Here is a 20,041-nt window from a genome sequence, read left to right as displayed (position 1 = left end):
TATCTAGAACTTTCTGACAAGCAGAAAAGTCAACTTTCTGCCAACCTATATTTCTAATCTCTTGCTGGGCTATTAATGCTAATTGTTGGTATCTTTCTTGTGTGTTGGATTTATGAGACAATAGAATCCATGAAAATCCTCTAATAACTCCCGGCAGAGGAACATAGTTCAAAATCGCCTGTTCATGAACATAAGAAGTTAACTCATCATAAAAATCACCAACTATATAATCCTGATTTTGAAGATATTTTTGATACCTAGAAGTCAAGGTCTCTAACAACTTAGGTAATAATTTTTGTTCATCTTCTGTTAAGTCTTCAGATAACTTCAGTTCTTGAGTTAATCCTGCTGTATCTCCTTGTCTCAGAAGTTTAAGAACTAAATTTGAACTTTGATTCGTAGGATTCTGATCTTGATTTTCAGGAGTTTCCACCCAATAACGTTGCCATTGGAATGGATAGGTCGGTAATACTACTTTCTGACGACTATAGTCTGAGTCAAACCCTGACCAATCTATTGTTACCCCTTTCACATATAGTTGCCCTAAGCTTGATAGCATTTGTTGCCACTCATCTTTCAAAAGCGCAGCATCCTCTGATTTATCTCTTTCTAAGGAAGACTGGAGAGGGATTTGATTCGGACGCAATGAGGGCAACCATTCTCCCCTGTTTTCTCTGACACATTGCCTTCCCATTCCTAACAATATGGGTTTGGGGCCAATTTCCAGGAAGGTTTCATATCCTTTTTCTTCCAGAGTTTTCATACTCTGAGCAAATCTTACGGGTTGACGCACATGACCTACCCAATATTCAGCAGTGGTTATTTCTGCACCTACTTGAGTCCCCGTTACATTTGAGATTAGTGGTATTTTGGGTTCATTATAAGTTATCTCTTTAGCCACTGTTTCAAATTGTGTTAACATGGGTTCCATCAATGGTGAATGGAAGGCATGGGATACCTGTAATTGTTTGGTCTTAATTCCTAGATTTTTGAAGATATCACAAATAGTTGCTATAGCTCCACTGTCACCAGAAATTACTATACTTTCTGGTCCGTTAACTGCTGCTATTGTCACTTGAGAAGTATATTCTTTTATGGCCTCTTTTACCTGAGATTCTGATGCCATTACAGATACCATCTCACCACCGGAGGGTAATTTTTGCATTAACTGTCCCCGCATGGCTATTAGTTTGAGACCGTCTTCTAGGCTGAATACTCCGGCAATACAAGCTGCTACATATTCCCCGACGCTGTGACCCATGACACCATTGGGTTTGATTCCCCATGAATCCCATAATTTGAAGAGGGCGTATTCTAAGGCAAATAGGGCAGGTTGGGTATAAGCTGTTTGGTCTAAAAGACTTGATTTTTGTGCGTCTTTGGGGTAAATAATTTCTAATATGGATGTTTCCAAATAGGGTTGAAGAATTTGGTCACATTGCTCTAAAGTTTGACGGAAAATCCGTGCTTTTTCATACAGTTGTCTTCCCATGTTTATATATTGGGAACCTTGACCTGTAAATAGAAATGCAATTTTTACGATCTTACTATTGAGTGACTCTCCATAAAATTGTCCTATTCCGTATTCTTTTCGTTGGTAAGATTTGATTTTTTCTAGTAATTCTTGCTGGGTTGCTGCAATAGTAGCTAGACGATGATTGAAGTGTTTACGTCCTGTGTTTGCCGTATAGCAAATGTCTGCAATTTCTAATTCCTGATGAGTTTCTAGATGATTTTGATAATGAGATACCAATTGTTCCAGTGCTTCTGGAGTTTTTGCTGAGAGGGTTAAACAATGAACCGGACGCTCTGGGGAATTTTCTTTCTTAATGGGTTCTGGAGCTTCTTCCAGGATTACATGAGCGTTTGTTCCTCCAATGCCAAAGGAACTAACTCCTGCTCTACGAGGAGTTCCATTGGTTTTCCATTGGGAAAGAGTGGTATTAACATAGAGTGGACTATTGGCAAAATCTATTTTAGGGTTAGGTTGTTCAAAATGTAGGGTTGGTGGTAGTACTTTATGTTTGAGAGCTAAAACTGTTTTGATTAGTCCGGCTACTCCTGCGGCTGCATCTAAATGACCCATATTGCTTTTTAGGGAACCAATGGCACAGAAACCTTTCTTTTCCGTACTATACCTAAAAGCCTGGGTCAGAGCTGCAATTTCTACTGGATCTCCCAGCTCTGTCCCTGTGCCATGAGCTTCTATGTATGAGATGGTTTCTGGATCTACTCCGGCAACAGCATGAGCCTCTGAAATAACTGCTGCTTGACCTTCTATGCTAGGTGCGGTGTAGCCAACTTTTAAGGAGCCATCGTTATTAATGGACGATCCTTTGATTATGGCTTGGATAGAATCTCCATCGGCGATCGCCTCATTCAGCCGCTTAAGAAGTATAATGCCCACACCATCACCGGGTATTGTACCTTTGGCTTTAGCATCAAAGGCTCGACAGTGTCCATCGGGAGAGAAAATCATTCCCTCTCGATATAAGTGTCCAGCTTTCTGGGGAACCTGGATGGAGACACCACCAGCAAGAGCAAGATCGCATTCCCCATTAAGCAAACTTTGACAAGCCATGTGAACCGCAACTAAGGAGGTTGAACAAGCTGTTTGAACATTGATTGCAGGCCCTCTTAAATTTAGCTTGTAAGCGACACGAGTGGCCAGGAAATCCTTATCACTGTTGATCATTAACTGATAAGAGTTCGATGGATTATTAGAATCGTGGTTTGGATAAAGATTCTTTAATAAGTAGTGGTTCATGCCAATACCAGCATAAACTCCAATTAAACCTTCATAGGTCTCTGGATTGTATCCCCCTCTTTCTATCGTTTCCCAAGCACATTCAAGAAATAAACGTTGTTGCGGATCTATGTATTCAGCTTCCTTGCGACTGTAGCTAAAGAAATTAGCATCGAACATATCGATGTCTGACATCATAGCACGGGCTTTTACATAGTTAGGATCGTCGAGCAATTCAGCTTTAATACCAGACTTTAGTAATTCTTGATCTGAGAAAAAAGAAATAGACTCAACGCCATCTTTAAGATTCTGCCAAAATTGATTGAGGTCTGGAGCTTTTGGAAAACGACCGGACAGGGCAATAATGGCTATACTTAGATCGTCTACTGAATTGGCTTCATCTTGTAGATTCATTTCTGGCTCCTCACTTATATTACTGATTTCAATCTATTCATCAACACGGCGTATTCAATACTTGCATTAATCTCTAGATTGAGGTCGAGAACGATGCTTTTGTCTCCGTTCTAGTCTTTGTTTCATCATGTTTTTTCCTTCTTTTAAGTTGGTATTACGAATATTGCGGGCTTCTTTCGAGTCACGGTCGTTAATACTTTCACCTTTGATATACTGACTCAAATGATAAATTGTTGGATATTTTAAAAGATCGACGACTTGGAGTTTGGTCTTAAATATTTCTTGAAGTATAGCACTTACTTGTATCAATAGCAAGGAATTTCCTCCCACTTCAAAAAAATTATCATAAATTCCTACTTTTTCCAGTTGAAGCACATCTTGCCAAACTTTAGCAATCTGTTGTTCTATTTCCGATTTAGGGACGACATATTCAGTATAAGACCGATTGTTTATCTTGGAGCTGGGGAATTTTTTACGGTCTACTTTGCCGTTGGGGGTCAAGGGCAGAGACTCTAACAGTACAAAAGCTGAGGGAACCATATACTGAGGTAGAAGCTTTTCCAGAAAAGTTCGTAGTTTAGGAACGAGCTGCTGAGATAAATTCTGTTGTAAAGGATTGTTGCCGTAAAGTGTCCAAGATTTTGGCTCGCACTTTTCTCTCGGTATGGACGGGAATCGATTCTCAATTAGTGCTGATGATTTTTTCCAACATATAACATCATAGCAATCAGGGGTCTCAAGATCTGACCACGTAATGTAGATGCGATAATCTAACTCATCACTCAAGCTCCAAAAATCTTCAGGATCTATTCCTGTTTCTAGAGTGTTTTTTTCTAAGGTTTTTCGGAGTTCTCCGACCTTAATCAATTGATCTTTTCTGGTCAAGAGTTGCTTGAGCTTGATTGGAAATTGGAGGCGTGCATTGGGAACATTTTTGACGATCAGCATCTCTGGCTGCTTTTGTGCCAAAATGTGCTCGATAGAGGGTAAGGTTAGTTGCTCCTGTTGCCAATTGAGCAATTGAGGGCTGCTACTGGAGGACAAAACGTCCTTTTCTATATGAAGAATCACATCATAGCGAAACGTGGTCATTTCATTATGGGTGCGACCGCGCTTGAGTTGAATCTCTACCTGACTAATCTGGGGTAAATGCTGCTGTAGCGCTTGGAAAAAGGTTGGATCGATTACCAATTCCTCTTCTTCTTTTAATTTTTTTTGTACTCGATCCCATAAATCTTCTAGGGTTAGATCGTCAGCAGCTTGGCTCAATAATATATCAGTATGGAAGGTTTCTAGTAGTCGTAGACTTCGCACATCTCCGATAAAGATTTGACCCCCAGGTTCGACTAATTTGATTGCATTGTCTAATACTTCTACTAAGTATTCAATACTGGGAAAATATTGGATAACTGAGTTAAGGATTACAGCATCGAAGGATTCTTGCTCCACGGATTGAAAATCATGGGCAGGTTGGTTGTAGAGTTTAACATGAGACCCATTGCCCTCTAGGGTTTCCAAGTGCTGTTCAATATAAGAAATCGCTTTGTCGGAAATATCGGTAGCACAATAGTTGGAAGTGTGGGGAGCAATCTTAAAGAGCAACAGACCCGTACCACAACCGATCTCTAGGATGCGATCGGGTTTGAAATCGAGGATGCGCTCAATGGTATAATTTAACCATTGAGACATCTCTTGTTCAGGGATGGGCTGACCAGTATAACTATCTCTCCAAATCAGAGGGTTGAAATTTGAGGCTCCATCAATGGTGGTCTGTTGATAGATATTATTCCTGAGTTGTTGCCATTGTAATATGCGATCGCGGTGAGCTTGATTGATAGAGTCACGAGAATTTGGGTCTTGACCTTGGAAGTTGGGAACAATATAGGCGATCAGGGGCTTGTCACTCAAGCGATCGCGATCGGTAATGACGACTGCTTCTTGCACCTCTGGGTGCTGAGTCAAGGTTGATTCAATTTCTCCGAGTTCAATACGGAACCCTCGAATCTTGACTTGGTTATCTATTCGACCTAGATAATCAATAGTTCCATCCGGTAAATATCGAGCTAAATCGCCGGTTTTATACAATCTTGAGCTTTGATTGTGAATGTGCAAACCCTCAAAAGGGTTAGGAATAAATTTCTCTTGAGTTAATTCGGGGCGGTTAAGATAGCCACGAGCCAAACCGACTCCACCGATATGGAGTTCCCCCGGTACACTAATAGGGGTAGGTTGGTGATAACTGTCTAGGATATAAATTTCGGTATTACCAATGGGACAACCAATGGGTGTAATCACCGAACTCTCTTCTGTTGGCTTTAGCCGATCGCCTACCTTATAAATGGTTGACCAGATTGTCGTTTCCGTAGGACCATAAAGATTCCAGACTTCCTTAGCTATCTCTCGAAGTTGATCCGCCAATTGGGCAGGTAAAGCTTCACCTCCAGACAATAATTTCGCGTCCAGCTTGTGATTGGCTAAACCTGCCATTAATAGCATTTTCCAAGTAGCAGGGGTTGCCTGCATCACTGTGGCTCCAGATTCTAATAACTGGGGTAAGAGCCTGTTGCCATCTATGGCAATTTCACGGGGAACTAATACGACTGATGCGCCTACGATGAGGGGCAGATAAAGTTCTAATGCTGCAATATCAAATGAGATGGTTGTAATGGCGTTAAACGTATCGACTCTTGTCAATTCCAGATAATGGTTCATGGATACGAGGAAATTGACGAGAGACTGATGACAGATTTGAACTCCTTTAGGTTTACCTGTCGAGCCAGAAGTATAAATAACATAAGCTCGATTCTCTGGAGCCACTGCGCTGGTGGGATTTTGCTCAGGATATGATGCGATCGCCGGCCAATCCCGATCCAAGCAGACCATTTTAGCCTGATGTTCTGGTATAATCTCTAACAATAACTCAGTGGTTAGCAAGACCGGCACAGCGGAATCTTGTAACATATAAGCTAACCGTTGCTGCGGATAACTCGGATCGATGGGGACATAAGCGCCTCCAGCCTTCAGTATCCCCAAAAGTCCCACTAACATTTCTATAGAGCGATCGATACATAAACCGATCAGCACTTCTGCTCTTACGTCCAAACTGTGCAGATAATGGGCTAACTGATTCGCACGTTCATTCAAATCTTGATAAGTCAACCGGCGATCGCCAAAAATCACTGCCACAGCATCCGGAGTGCGCTTAACCTGCTCTTCAAACAACTGATGAATACAGCGATCCTGTGGATATTCCGTAGCCGTGTTATTCCATTGCTCAAGTAACAGATGCTGTTGTGCCTCCGGCAACAAAGGCAGTTGCCCCACATTTTGCTCGGGATGATGAACAATTCCAGCTAACAACGCCTGATAATGGCTAGCCATCCTCACAATCGTTTGCTCATCAAATAGATCTGTATTGTATTTGAAGAATCCCATCATAGATGAATCTTCCTCAATCATTTCTAAAGTCAAATCAAACAGACTTTCATACTGAGCCAATGCAAACGGCTCTACGTTCCATTTTCCCCAATTGACTACAGTTTTCTTTCGGCTAGATAACAGCTTTTGTACCGTTTGAGCGCCTTGAAAATTTTGCAGCATAAAGTAAGCTTGAAAAAGAGGGGAGCGACTCGAATCTTGCTCTACATTTAATCGCTGGACTAACAAAGAAAAAGGATAATCTTGATGAGCTAAGGCCTCAATAACCGTTTGGCGCACCTGAGACAGGAAGTCTTTGAAACAAGGATTTCCGGAAAGACTTCCCCTCATCACAACTTGATCGACAAAGTAACCAACAATCGGAACAAACTCAGGTTTAGACCGACCAAAAGTAGGAGAGCCGACCAAAATATCTTCTTGACTGGTGTAACGAGATAGAAGAATTTGAAAAGCGGCCAAGAGAACCATATAAAGAGTCGCCCCTTCCTCCTGAGCGAGTGCTTTCAGGTTTTCAGTCAGTTCTTGAGGCAAATTGAAAGGGTAAGCAGCACCGTTATAGGTTTGTATGGGAGGTCGCGGTTTATCGGTCAGTAAATTCAAGACCGGCAAATCCCCTCCCAGTTTTTGTTGCCAATAACTCCAGAGGCGCTCTCCTTCAGTTCCAGCTAATAAATCCCTTTGCCAACTCACATAATCTTGGTAAGAGTTATCTATTGAAGGCAGAGATATTTCAACACCTGTCTGTTGAGCTTCGTACAGTTCTGGTAGCTCTTTGACAATAGAACTCATTGACCAACCATCCCAAGCAATATGATGTATGGTCAACAACAGGATAGAGTCTTGTGGCGAGTGGCTAAACCACCTGATTCGCATGACGGGTTTGGTCTCCAGATCGAAGGGTTGACGATGAGTTTGAAGAACGTTTGCATACAACTCATCCTCATTCCAACTCGAAGCATCAATCTCCAAGAAATCCAAGGATTGATTGTGATGGACTTGTCGAACCATGTCTTGACCCAATTTTGGGAACGTACTTTGCAGCATGGGATGGCGGTGTCTTAATCCCTCAAAAGTTTGCTGCAAAATAGCCAGATCTACCGGAGAATAAATACGAACCGCAAATGACAAATTGTAAGTATAGCTTTGTGGGGCAAGTTCCCATAAAAATCTGAGACCTCTTTGACCGTAAGATAGAGGATAGACCTGCAATAAATCGGGCTGTTCCCGCAATAACTGCACAATTTTAGTTTTGTACTGCTTCAGTTGAGCAATAACATCAGGGGTTAATACCTCTTGGGAACCTCCAGTACGCAGTTTGTCACCAGCACACCATAACTTGACCCCTTTGAGAGATAGATCTTGTAAAAACTCCACTAAGTTCATAGTTCCACCTCTATCCAATTACTCTCTTTATTTTCATCCGGTTGCTCTTCCTTACTCGATTCAATCCTTGGCTGGTTATCTGTTTTAATCCGTTGTTGCTGAATCTCAGTTGCTAGAAGCTCAATCGTAATTCCTTCCATAAATCGGGTAGCTGGAATATCGACTAAAAGCTCAGTTTGAACCTGATTTCGCAATTCCACAGCCATCAATGAATCAAGTCCCATCATAGTTAGAGATTTTTGTAACTCTATTTGAGAAACCGTCATCCCCATAATATGAGCAATTTTGGTTTGGAGATAAGCGGTCAATACTATTTCTTGTTCACGATCAGAAGCAAGATCGAGCTGTTCTAAAATCTGAGAGTTCCGATCCGGTTCTCCTGATTTTGTGGTAAACGCTTCTAAAAATGGGAGTTTTGCCAATCCTGGCATCTGTCTAAAAAACTCCTGCCAATTCACCGGAAACACCCCGACTTGGCTTTGAGATCCTGACAACAATGAACCCAATGCTTGCATTCCTAATTCGGGTTTAATTGCCACTACCCCGCTACTGTGCATTCGATTTTGATGTTCCCTGGCCAAACGAGCCGCCATTCCTGCTGTTGCCCAGGCTCCCCAGTTAATACTCAATCCGGGTAAACCCTGACCTTGGCGATAGTGAGCGATTGCATCCATAAAACCATTCGCCGCAGCATAATTGCCTTGGCCAAAATTGCCCAACATCGAAGCCATTGACGAGAAACACACAAAGAAATCTAAAGGTAAATTCTGAGTCAGTTCATGTAAATACCAGGTTCCTGACACCTTGGGAGACATCACGTTCATAAATTTCTCCCAGCTCATCTTTTGTAATACCCCATCATCCAACACCCCAGCAGCATGAATTACTCCTTTAAGTGGAGGTAGCGAAGTCGATATTTCTTCTAAGATGTTCATTACAGACTCTTGAGTAGAAATATCCCCTAATAAAACACTGACCGATGCTCCTGCTGCTTCTAACTGCTCGATCGCGTTTTGTGCCGTTTCATTCGGACTTCTTCGCCCCGTTAATACGATATGCTTGGCTCCTTCGGATACCATCCATTGGGCGACTTCCAAACCTAAAGCCCCTAAACCTCCTGTAATTAGATAACTTGCGTCTGGTTTGATCGATTTTTGGTCTTCTCCAGTTTCTGGCAGAGAAACGACCACTTTTCCGATATGCTTACCCTGTTGCATATATCGGAAAGCCGCTTGCACTTGTGTACTTGGGAATACTTTATAAGACAATGGCTTCAGTGTTCCTGATGAACATTGTTGGTTTAATGCTTCTGAAAATTCCGCAATTAAACCGGGTTGTTGTTGGATCGTCACTCCAATATCAAAAGGCAAGTATTCAGCATCTGGCCGTGTCCCCATTACCTTTTGTTTGTCCCAAATTCCGATTTTGCCAATTTCTACAAATCGTCCTTTGTTCCCTAAAACCGCAAAACTCCGATCGATGAAGTCTCCATTGAGACTATTTAAAACGATATCTACACCTTCTCCCTGAGTCAGACTCATCATTTCATCTGCAAACTCTAAAGTACGGGAATTCATGATGTGCTTGACACCCATAGATTTGAGAAACTCCCACTTGGGAGGACTCGCTGTAGCAAAGACTTCCGCTCCTACTTGCAGTGCGATTTGAACTGCCGCTTGCCCTACCCCTCCAGCCGCAGCATGAATTAATACCTTATCTCCTGGCTGAATTTTAGCTAAGTGTTGTAATCCATAGTAAGCTGTAGCAAAAGTCAAGGGTAAAGTGGCGGCTTCCGTAAAGCTCAGATTTTTCGGTTTAGCCATCACTAACTCAGCAGAAGTCGTAACAAAGCTACTAAAGCCATTGTGAACTATAGCCATCACTTCGTCTCCCACCTGCCACTCAGAGACATTTTCTCCGACAGATGCAATAGAGCCTACACATTCTAAGCCAAAGTTCAGTTGAGCTACGTCAGTAATCCCCAATACCTGAGCATAATAGTCTTTCAGTAAACCCAAGGAATTCAGTACATCTCGGAAGTTTAAACCGGCAGCTTTGACTTCAATTTCTACTTCATTGGCTTGTGGAGGACGGCGCTGCATAACCTGCCAGTTGAGGTTGTCTATCAGTCCATATTCAGACAACTTCAATTCCACCGGTTGACTTTCTAATCCTAAGTTTTCTGCTGAGCTAATTTGCGGTTTTTGTTGTCGGATTAATCGGGCTACATAACGAACGCCCTGACGAATTGCTATTTGATCTTCATTATTTTGAGAAAATACTTCATCTACCAAACTGGGGAGCATTTCGGCAAAATTAGATTTGGGGTCTAAGTCTATTCGTCCACACCTTAATTCTGGGTGTTCTAGACTCATAACACGCCCTAGTCCCCATAAACTTCCTTGTTGGGGTTGTACCACTTCTGCTTCATCCAAGATACTCTGAGTCCCTTGAGTCACTAACCACATCGGCATTACTTTAGTCAATCCAGCTTTAATTAAGGCTTGCACTAAATGTAGTGCTGTTACACAACCCAGTTTTTGAGCTATTGATAAATCCTCAGCTTCATTGATCCCCCATAAGTGGACAATACCCTGAATATCAGAATGATCTTGGAGCAGTTTGGAGAAGTGTTCAGCAACCGTGGGATTAATTTGATAATGTTGAGCATCTAACTGCTGATATTCTGATTTTTCGGGAACCGTACCTGGGGATACCCAAATATAATCACCTCCCCTCTGTTGTAACTCCTTACCGATTGAGTCTACCCATTCATCAGTAAGGGCAAATACTAACCATTTACCGGAGACATTTTCTTTTGCAGTTTTGGTTAAGGGTTGAGCTTGCCAGTTGATTTCGTAAAACCAATCACTTAAATCTGCATCCAGAGTCATCAGCAAGGTTTGAGGATTCGCTTTCTTACCCTCAAAACCATTAACCTCAGCCACTAATTCCCCACTTTGGTCAAATAATTGTATCTCTGCTTTCAGAATTTTTTCCTCTGATGCTCCTTCTTTCAATCCACGGGTATAGCACCAAAGCAAATCACTCTCAGGTTGCTGATAAAAAGTAAACTTCTTTGTACTGAAGGGAACAAAAGTTTCATTTTTGTCCCCAGAAAGACTGATGTTAAGCGCAGCTACTGACTGAAAGCAGGAGTCAATTAAGGCAGGATGGATTTGATACTTGAGAGCATCTAAGATTGTCTCAGGTACTTTCATTTGACACAGAATTTCTCCCTCTCCTAACCATACTTGGTCTATCCATCTAAAGCTTTTCCGTAATTGGACTTGTCTATCCCAGAGACTTTGGTAAATTTCTGTGCTTTCAATTTTTTGACTACAACGAGATTGAATGGCTTCGATGGTTTCTCTCGATTGCTGCTTGCGCTCCATTGTAGGAGAAATCTTTCCTGTAGCATGAACAGCCCAAGAACTACCATCATTAGAAGAGCTATCAAAACTAATGACTTGAAATGAATAGGAGTTATTCTGTGGAGTAAGAGCTACCTGAACATTACGCATTCCTTGTTCAGGAATGGCTAAGGCTTGGGGAAACAGAATATCTTCCAGTTGACATCCGGTTGCAGAAAAGGTTAGAGAGGCACTTGCTAACAATAGGGAAATGTGACTGGCACCAGGAACTACCACTTTTTCATATATTCGGTGGTCTGCTAAAAAGGGTAGAGCATGGGTGCTAAACTCAGACTCAAAAAAGATATCTTTTGATAACGGAGATTGAAACTTTCGATCAATTAGAGGATGGAGTTTGATTGTAGAAATGGCTTGAGACTTTCCAGTTTCTACCCAATACCTTTCCCTCTGAAATGGATAAGTTGGCAAGATGACTTTCTGATAGTCATAATCTCGGTTAAACCCTGACCAGTCTACTTTAGCGCCCTGTACATACAACTGCCCTAAACTAGAGAGCATCTGTTGCCATTCATCCACTCCAGGACGTAGGGAGGGTAACCATACTCCTACATCTTCTGGTAAACATTGCCTTCCCATTCCTAACAATATGGGCTTTGGCCCAATTTCTAGGAATAATTCATATCCTTGCTCATTTAGAGTTTCCATACTCTGGGCAAATTTCACGGGTTGTCGGACATGATTGATCCAATATTGAGCAGTCGTCATGTCTGAACCGACTTTTTGACCCGTTACATTTGATATGATGGGTATCCGAGGCTGACTATAGGTGACTTCCTGAGCAATTGCTTCAAACTCTGCCAACATTGGCTCCATCAATGGGGAATGAAAAGCATGGGAGACTTGTAAAGGCTTGGTTTTAACGCCTTGTGATTCTAATTTGCTGCAAAGGGTTGCGATCGCCCCACTCTCCCCGGAAATCACTATACTCTCCGGCCCATTTATAGCTGCAATTGTTACCTGGAAATTAGACTCGCCTATAGCTTCTCTAACTTGAGATTCTGATGCTAACAAAGACACCATTTCACCACCCGGAGGTAACTGCTGCATCAACCTCCCCCGCATGGCAATTAATTTCAAACCCTCTTCTAAACTGAAAACTCCTGCTACAGTTGCTGCTACATATTCGCCCACACTATGACCCATCGCCACATTGGGTTTAATCCCCCAAGATTCCCATAACTTAGCGAGGGCGTATTCTATGGAAAACAAAGCTGGTTGAGTATAAGCGGTTTGGTCTAAGAGACTTGAGTTTTGTGCATCTTTAGGGTATAGAACCTCTAATAGAGGGACTTCTAGATAAGCTTGTAAAATTTGGTCGCATCGATCTAAAGCTTGACGGAAACTGGGCTGAGTTTCATAGAGTTGCCTTCCCATATTCACATATTGGGAACCTTGACCTGTGAAGAGGAAAGCTATTTTTGGATTTTGGCTACTTCCATCAAGTTGTCCAGAAAATACGCCAACGACTTCCTTCTTCGTTTTCCAGTCCACCAGTTTTTTGATTAATTCCTTTTGCTCAGAAGCAATAACACCGAGTCGATGATTAAAATGCGCTCTGCCTGCATTAGCCGTATAGCATATATCTGCTAGGGATAACTCTGAATGATTTTCTAAATAGTTTTGATAACGACTGACTAAATCTTCTAAGGCTTGTTCTGTTTTTGCTGAGAGCGTTAAGAGATGAACAGAACATTTCAAGTCATCTTCACTGTTGCCTTGGTCACTGAGCGGAGTCGAAGTGTGGCTGTTGCCTTCTTTGGGTGCTTCTTCTAAAATAATATGAGCATTTGTGCCGCTAATCGCAAAAGAACTTACTCCTGCCACTCTTTTCTCCTCTGATGAGAGCCAAGGGGTGAGTTGAGTTGGGACTTTTAAAGGTATATTCTCCCAATCAATATAGGGACTAGGATTAGTAAAATGCAGATTAGGGGCAATTTTTTGATGTTGCAGTTGCAAAACTACCTTGATTGCACCGGCAATTCCAGCAGCAGCTTCTAGATGACCAATATTGGTTTTCACTGAAGCGATATGTAATGGATTTTGGCGATCGCGCCCCAGCCCAAACACGCTAGATAAAGCTCTCACTTCCATCGGATCTCCCAGAGAAGTTCCCGTACCGTGAGCTTCCACATAACTCACTCGATCCGGTTCTAGTTTGGCTGCTTTGAGAGCTTGCTGAATCAGTTTTTCCTGAGCGAGTTTATTCGGCACAGTCAGTCCACTACTCGGCCCATCATGATTAACAGCAGAACCCCGAATAACTGCCTGGATATTATCCCCATCCTTGAGTGCATCTGACAAACGCTTCAGTACCACGATGCCACATCCCTCTCCCCGACCATAACCATCAGCAGCAGCATCAAAAGTTTTACACTTGCCATCGGGTGATAGAGCCTTTAATTTTGAGAGTGCAGTAGTGACTTGAGGAGCAAGAATGAGTTGAACTCCTCCAGCTAAAGCTAGATTAGACTCACCCTGACGTAGACTCTGACAAGCTTCATGTATAGCGACCAAAGAGGATGAACAAGCGGTATCTATTGCCATGGATGGGCCTTGCAATCCTAAAAAGTAAGATAACCTCCCGGCTGCAAAACAAAACCCATTTCCGGTTGCATCGTAAGGGCTAATAGTTTCAACTTGGCTCAAACCCAAATTCGCATAATCATTTTGACCAATACCCAGAAAGACTCCGGTCTGAGTATTTTCTAATTCCTGGGGATTAATACCCGCTCTTTCTAACGCTTCCCAAGTTACTTCTAAAATAAAACGTTGCTGTGGGTCAAGGCTGTGTGCTTCTTTACCAGAAATACCAAAAAACTGCGGATCGAAGCGATCGACCTGCTCCACTAATGCTGCGTGCCGAATATACATTTTCCCTGGAGCATCAGGGTTGGGGTCGTAGTAAGACTCTATATCCCAACGTTCTAAGGGAATCTCTCTAACCGAGTCTTTCCCATTCGATAATAATTCCCAGAAGCTTTCTGGCGTGTTGGCATTGCCTGGAAACCGACAACCGATACCAACGATCGCGATCGCTTCACTTTTTGAGCGCTCCATCCTCTCCAATTTAGCTTCAGCTTGTTTTAAAGCTAAAAACATCTGCTTGGATAATGAGAGTTGCTCTTTTTTCGTAGTCGGTTCCATAAAATTTTAGCCTTAACGTATAGGGTTAACTTTAGAGCATATTTTTTAGGGTTTCGAGTTGTTGAGCGGCTAGGGCTTCAAAATCCTCTTCTGAAATCTCTTCAAGATTTGGAAATAGATCCTCTTCCGATTCCTCCCTTTGACTCTGTCCACCAGAAACTTTCTCCTGTTCTTTTGCCTGCCATTCCATTAACTCTTCTACATATAAGGACAATTTTGCAACCGTTGGATATTCCATAGCTATGGTCTCAGGTAAATGGGTTTCCAGTTGATTTTGCAGTCGATTTTTTAATTCCACTGCCATTAAAGAATCCATGCCCATTTCCATAAATCCTACATTCATTTCTGGTAACTGGGATGAACTTAAACCTAGCACCTGAACCACTTGCCCTCGAATGTGTTCAATTAAAATTTCTTGACGCTCCTCTGGTGATGCTGCCTCTAACTTGGCTAAAATATTGGCTTTGACGTTTTGCTTTAGTGTATCCTGTTCTCCCCATTCCTCTTTCTGTAATAATTCTCGTAGTAACGAACTATTTTGAATCCCACTCCAATGCTCTGCTAATACCGACCACTGTATGGGGATTACGCCTACGCGATCTATAGAAGATTGATTCCCTAACAGTATGTCCAAGGCATACATTCCTTCTTTTGGGCTAATCTCACTGATGCCACTGCTTTGAATTCGGTTTTGATATTCCACTGCTAAACGAGCCGCCATTCCTTCAGATGCCCAGGCTCCCCAATTAATCGCGAGTCCTGATAATCCTATGCTCCGACGATAACTAGCTAAAGTATCCATAAAGGCATTGGCTGCTGCATAATTTCCTTGACCGGGGGAACCCATTAAAGATGCTATTGACGAGAAACAAACAAAGAAATCTAAGGGCAGATTTTGAGTTAATCGATGTAAGTTCCAAGTTCCTATAACTTTGGGTGACATGACTTTAGTAAAACGTTCCCAATCCATCTGTTGTAGGATTCCATCATCTAGCACTCCTGCTGCATGAATGATTCCTTTGAGTCTTGGCATTGAGGTCTGAATTTCTTCTAGGATTTTGGCAATCTCTTCTTCCAGAGAAACATCCCCTAACAATACTTTAACTTGACATCCTTTTTGTTCTAATTTTTCTATGGTTTCTTGGACGTTTTCTGAAGGCGGGCGGCGGCCAGTTAAAACTATATTTTTAGCTCCCTTTTCTACTAACCATTGGGCGGTATATCGCCCTAAAGCTCCTAATCCTCCTGTTATTAAGTAACTCCCCTCTGATAATAAGGATAGGGGTTGAGAAAATTCTGGAGGTTTTTGGTTTACGAGACGAGCAACATAGGTCTTTTCTCCCCGTAAGGCGAGATGATCTTCTTCTGGTTCATTCGCTAATAATTGCCACAGCCTTTCTATTTCGTCTTCTGCTGGAGCTTGGGGGTCTAAATCCACTAATCCTCCCCATAATTGGGGATTCTCTATCGACACGACTCGACCTAATCCCCATAGGGGTGATGTTGCTAATCCGGGGATCTGATTGTCTTTCGATAATACGGACTGTGAGCCACGAGTTACTAGCCAGAGCTGGGGAGTGCTGGTGTTTTTGAGTAGGGTTTGTACCAGGTGCATCACGCTGCCACATCCCCATAATTGGGTTTCTTCTAATATGTTAGGGGTTAAATCTTTGGATTCTGGAGTGTCTAAACTCCACAAATGAATGAACTTTGATAAGGGCAGTTGATTCCGCTCTTGAATGTCTTGATAGAGTTGGTCAAATTCTTCGGGAATGGAAGGATTGAGCTGGTATTTTCCTGCTTCTGGTTGGTGATAGCTTTTGCTTCGGTAAACTAAGCTGTATTGATGACCCTGTTGTTGTAGTTTTTGGGCGAATTTTTCGGCTACGCCTGTGGTATCGGCAAAAATCAACCAATGACTGGGTTGAAGGTTTGTGTTGGTGTTAGTTTGAGCTAAAGGTTTCCATTGAATTTCATAGAACCAATCTCTGACGGTTACTGCGGCTAGTTGTTCCTGATGTTGTTGAGCTAATACATCTAAGAGTTCGGGTAAAAGTTTAAGCTGTTCTGGTGAAAAGTTTACGGTTCTTTCGAGTTGTTGAGCGATCGCCTCTGTTTTTCCTTGAGTGAGGAGTTTAACAATTGAAGTCTCAGCAATATTCCCTGACGTTTGAGGTTCCTTCTGTTTATTTATTTCTACCCAGCAGCGTTGTCGCTGGAATGGATAGGTGGGCAATGCTACTTTTTTGTGAGTAAAATCTTGGTCGAAACCCGACCAATTCACGGTTATTCCTTTGACATACAATTGTCCTAAGCTGGATAGCATTTGTTGCCATTCTTGTACACCAGGACGTAATGATGGCAACCATACTCCTATACTTTCTAGTAGACAGCGAGACCCCATGCCGAGCAAAATGGGTTTTGGCCCTATTTCCAAGAACAGTTCATTTCCTTGCTCGTGCAACGTTTTTATACTTTGATAAAACTGTACGGGTTGTCGGATATGATTGACCCAGTATTCTGCTTTAGTGACTTCATTTCCTGCCTTTTGCCCCGTTGTATTGGATACGAACTTTATTTTCGGTTGACGATAGGTGACTTCCCGAGCGACTGCTGCAAAATCGGCTAACATTGGCTCCATCAGGGGTGAATGAAAAGCATGGGATACCTGTAGATGCTTGGTTTTAACGCCCATTGCTTTTAACTTACGACAAAGGGTTGCGATCGCCGCACTCTCTCCAGAAATTACCGTACTTTCCGGCCCATTAATCGCGGCTATGGCTACTTGGGCGCTATATTCTGCGATCGCCTCTTGCACCACCGATTTTGATGCCATCGCTGCCACCATCTCTCCACCCGAGGGTAACTGTTGCATCAACCGTCCCCGCATGGCGATTAATTTCAGACCTTCTTCTAAACTGAACACTCCTGCCACCGTTGCGGCCACATATTCTCCTACACTGTGACCCATGACTACATTGGGTTTAATTCCCCAAGATTCCCATAACTTGAACAAAGCATATTCAATGGCAAATAAAGCCGGTTGGGTATAAGCGGTTTGGTCTAATAAACTAGAGCTTGACTTTTGGTCTTCTTTCGGGTAAAGAACTTCTAATAACGGATAGTCTAAATAGGGCTGTAAAATTTGGTCGCATCGATCTAAAGCTTGACGAAAAGTTGGCACAGTTTCATACAATTGCTTACCCATATTCACATACTGGGAACCTTGGCCGGTGAATAGGAACGCTATTTTAGAACTTGCGCTACCGCGATCGAATTCTCCACAAGAGAGGCCAACGACTTCCTGTCCTCTTTTCCAATCAAGTAGCTTTTCTGCTAATTCCTTTGGGTCAGAAGCTATCACGGCTAGTCGATGCTGAAAATGTTTCCTTCCCGTATTCGCCGTGTAACAGATCTCTGCTATTGCCACATCAGGATCGGTTTCTAAATACGTTTGATAACGACTGACTAAATCTTCTAAAGCTTGTTCGGTTTTAGCAGAGAGTGTCAAGAGATGAACAGGACGTTTTAACTCATCTTGTCTGTTGCCTTGGTCACTGAGCGCAGTCGAAGTGTGCCTATTGCCTTCTCTTGGTGCTTCTTCTAAAAGAATATGAGCATTAGTCCCACCCATGCCAAAGGAACTCACTCCTGCTATTCTGGGTTTTCCCTCATCAGACCACGACATTAATGAAGTCGGAATTTTTATGGGTAATTTATCCCAATCTACATGGGGATTCGGTTCTTTTAAATGCAAATGAGGCGGAATTTCCTGATGCTGAAGGGCTAAAATCACCTTCATCAAGGACGATACACCGGCTGCTGCTTCCAAATGCCCAAGATTTGTCTTGACCGATCCCACAATTAGAGGGGAATCTGCCGGACGATTTTTGCTGTATACTTCTGCCAGAGCTTCTATCTCAATGGGGTCTCCTAAAGATGTTCCTGTCCCGTGAGCCTCCAAATAGCTAATTTGATGAGCTTCTAATTTTGCATTGCTCAAAGCTTGTTGAATCACCTGTTTTTGAGCCATTCTATTAGGAACTGTCATCCCACTACTGGGCCCATCATGATTAACCGCAGAACCTCGAATCACGGCTGAAATCAGATCCCCATCACTGATGGCATCAGACAAGCGTTTCAAAACCAGGACACCACATCCTTCTCCTTGACCATAACCATTAGCAGCAGCATCAAATGTTTTGCAACGACCATCCGGGGATAGTGCCCTCAGTTGGCAACGACCAATCGTGCTGAAGGGCGATAAGATTAAATTCACTCCACCGACTAAGGCTAAGTTGGATTCTCCTGAGCGCAAACTCTGACAGGCAAGATGGGCAGCCACTAAAGAACTTGAACAAGCTGTATCGACCTGTATATTAGACCCTTGCAAACCCAAGAGATGAGAAATACGACCGACTCCAATACTTCTATTACTTCCCAGAGTCGGGTAACTTTTGGCTTCGTTGAAAATGACGGAAGAATAGTCATCGGTGGAGATACCCATGAAGACACTGGTCTGACTATTCTTCAGGTTTGTCCAGGTTTGCCCAGAATTTTCTAGGGCTTCCCAGGTTACCTCTAAAAGTAATCTGTACTGAGGGTCTAAATTCACTGCTTCTCTGGGAGCAATGCCAAAAAATAAGGGATCGAACTGGTCAACTTGCTCAATAAAGCCCCCTTCTTTGGTATAAGTTTTCCCTGGGACTTCTGGATCGGGATCGTAATAAGCACTGACATCCCAGCGATCGCCAGGAACGGGGGTGATAGCATCTATGCCATCATGCAATAAATTCCAATATTTTGAGGGATCAGTGGCTCCTCCAGGAAATCGGCAGGCCATTCCCACAATGGCGATCGGTTCGGTTTTGGCTTTATTGACGGCTTCAAGCTTACCCCGCATGTCCTTCAGGGTTTGCAAGACTTCTTTGGATAAGACGTTTGGTTGCTTTGTTGGGGAAGCATCGCTCATTTTAGTCTTCCTCCTTCAGTAACGCTTGAATTTCTTCTAATTCTGACGCGATCGCGCTATCTAGCTCTCCTTCAAATTGCGTTTCTATCTTCTGGGGAGGACTTATCGTTTCACTCTCTTCAGCACCCCCTGCTTCGTCTTGTTCTTCTGGGCAAATTTCTTCGATCAAATATTCCGCTAAGTCTTTAATATTAGACTTTTCAAACAACGTGGCTGTGCTAATCGAAGACCCAAACGTAGAACTCAACACATTTCTTAGCTCAACCGCCATCAAAGAATCCATTCCCATCTTAAAGAAGCCTAACTCAGGATCGGGAAGTTTAGATTTTGAGAATCCGATAATTTTAGCGACATCATTTTGCAGATGCTCGATCAGGATTTCGAGCCGTTCGCTTTCTGGTGCTTGATAAAGTTGTTGTAATACTTCCGATTGCTGTTCCGAACTCTGTTGTCCATCTGTTGCTTCTGAATCTAGGGAGATTTGGGTCAAAAATGATCCTTTTCCTCCTA

At 42.7% G+C, this 20,041-nt stretch carries 5 protein-coding genes; all 5 read right to left on the bottom strand.

Annotated features, from left to right (window positions below; translation table 11 throughout):
* Positions 1-3,160: type I polyketide synthase (locus AC3A14_RS18315; RefSeq protein ID WP_487779093.1), on the bottom strand; the 3,160-nt coding region annotated here is incomplete at its 3' end.
* A 66-nt stretch (positions 3,161-3,226) separates the two neighbouring features.
* Positions 3,227-7,981 carry a non-ribosomal peptide synthetase gene (locus AC3A14_RS18310; RefSeq protein WP_318734829.1) on the bottom strand — a complete coding sequence of 1,585 codons (4,755 nt, stop codon included), beginning with the start codon at positions 7,979-7,981 and terminating at the stop codon, positions 3,227-3,229.
* Positions 7,978-14,559: an SDR family NAD(P)-dependent oxidoreductase gene (locus AC3A14_RS18305; protein WP_487779092.1), complete on the bottom strand. Its 6,582-nt coding sequence runs from the start codon at positions 14,557-14,559 to the stop codon at positions 7,978-7,980. Before AC3A14_RS18305 ends, AC3A14_RS18310 begins: the two co-directional genes overlap by 4 nt.
* A 31-nt stretch (positions 14,560-14,590) precedes the next feature.
* Complete coding sequence (locus AC3A14_RS18300; RefSeq protein ID WP_318735804.1) at positions 14,591-19,531, bottom strand: type I polyketide synthase; 4,941 nt, start codon at positions 19,529-19,531, stop codon at positions 14,591-14,593.
* A gap of 1 nt (position 19,532) precedes the next feature.
* Positions 19,533-20,041 (bottom strand): acyl carrier protein (locus tag AC3A14_RS18295; RefSeq protein ID WP_487779091.1); only part of this gene is annotated, 509 nt, incomplete at its 5' end.

This window comes from Roseofilum sp. (genome assembly GCF_982964205.1).
This window is presented reverse-complemented; position numbering and strand designations above follow the sequence as displayed.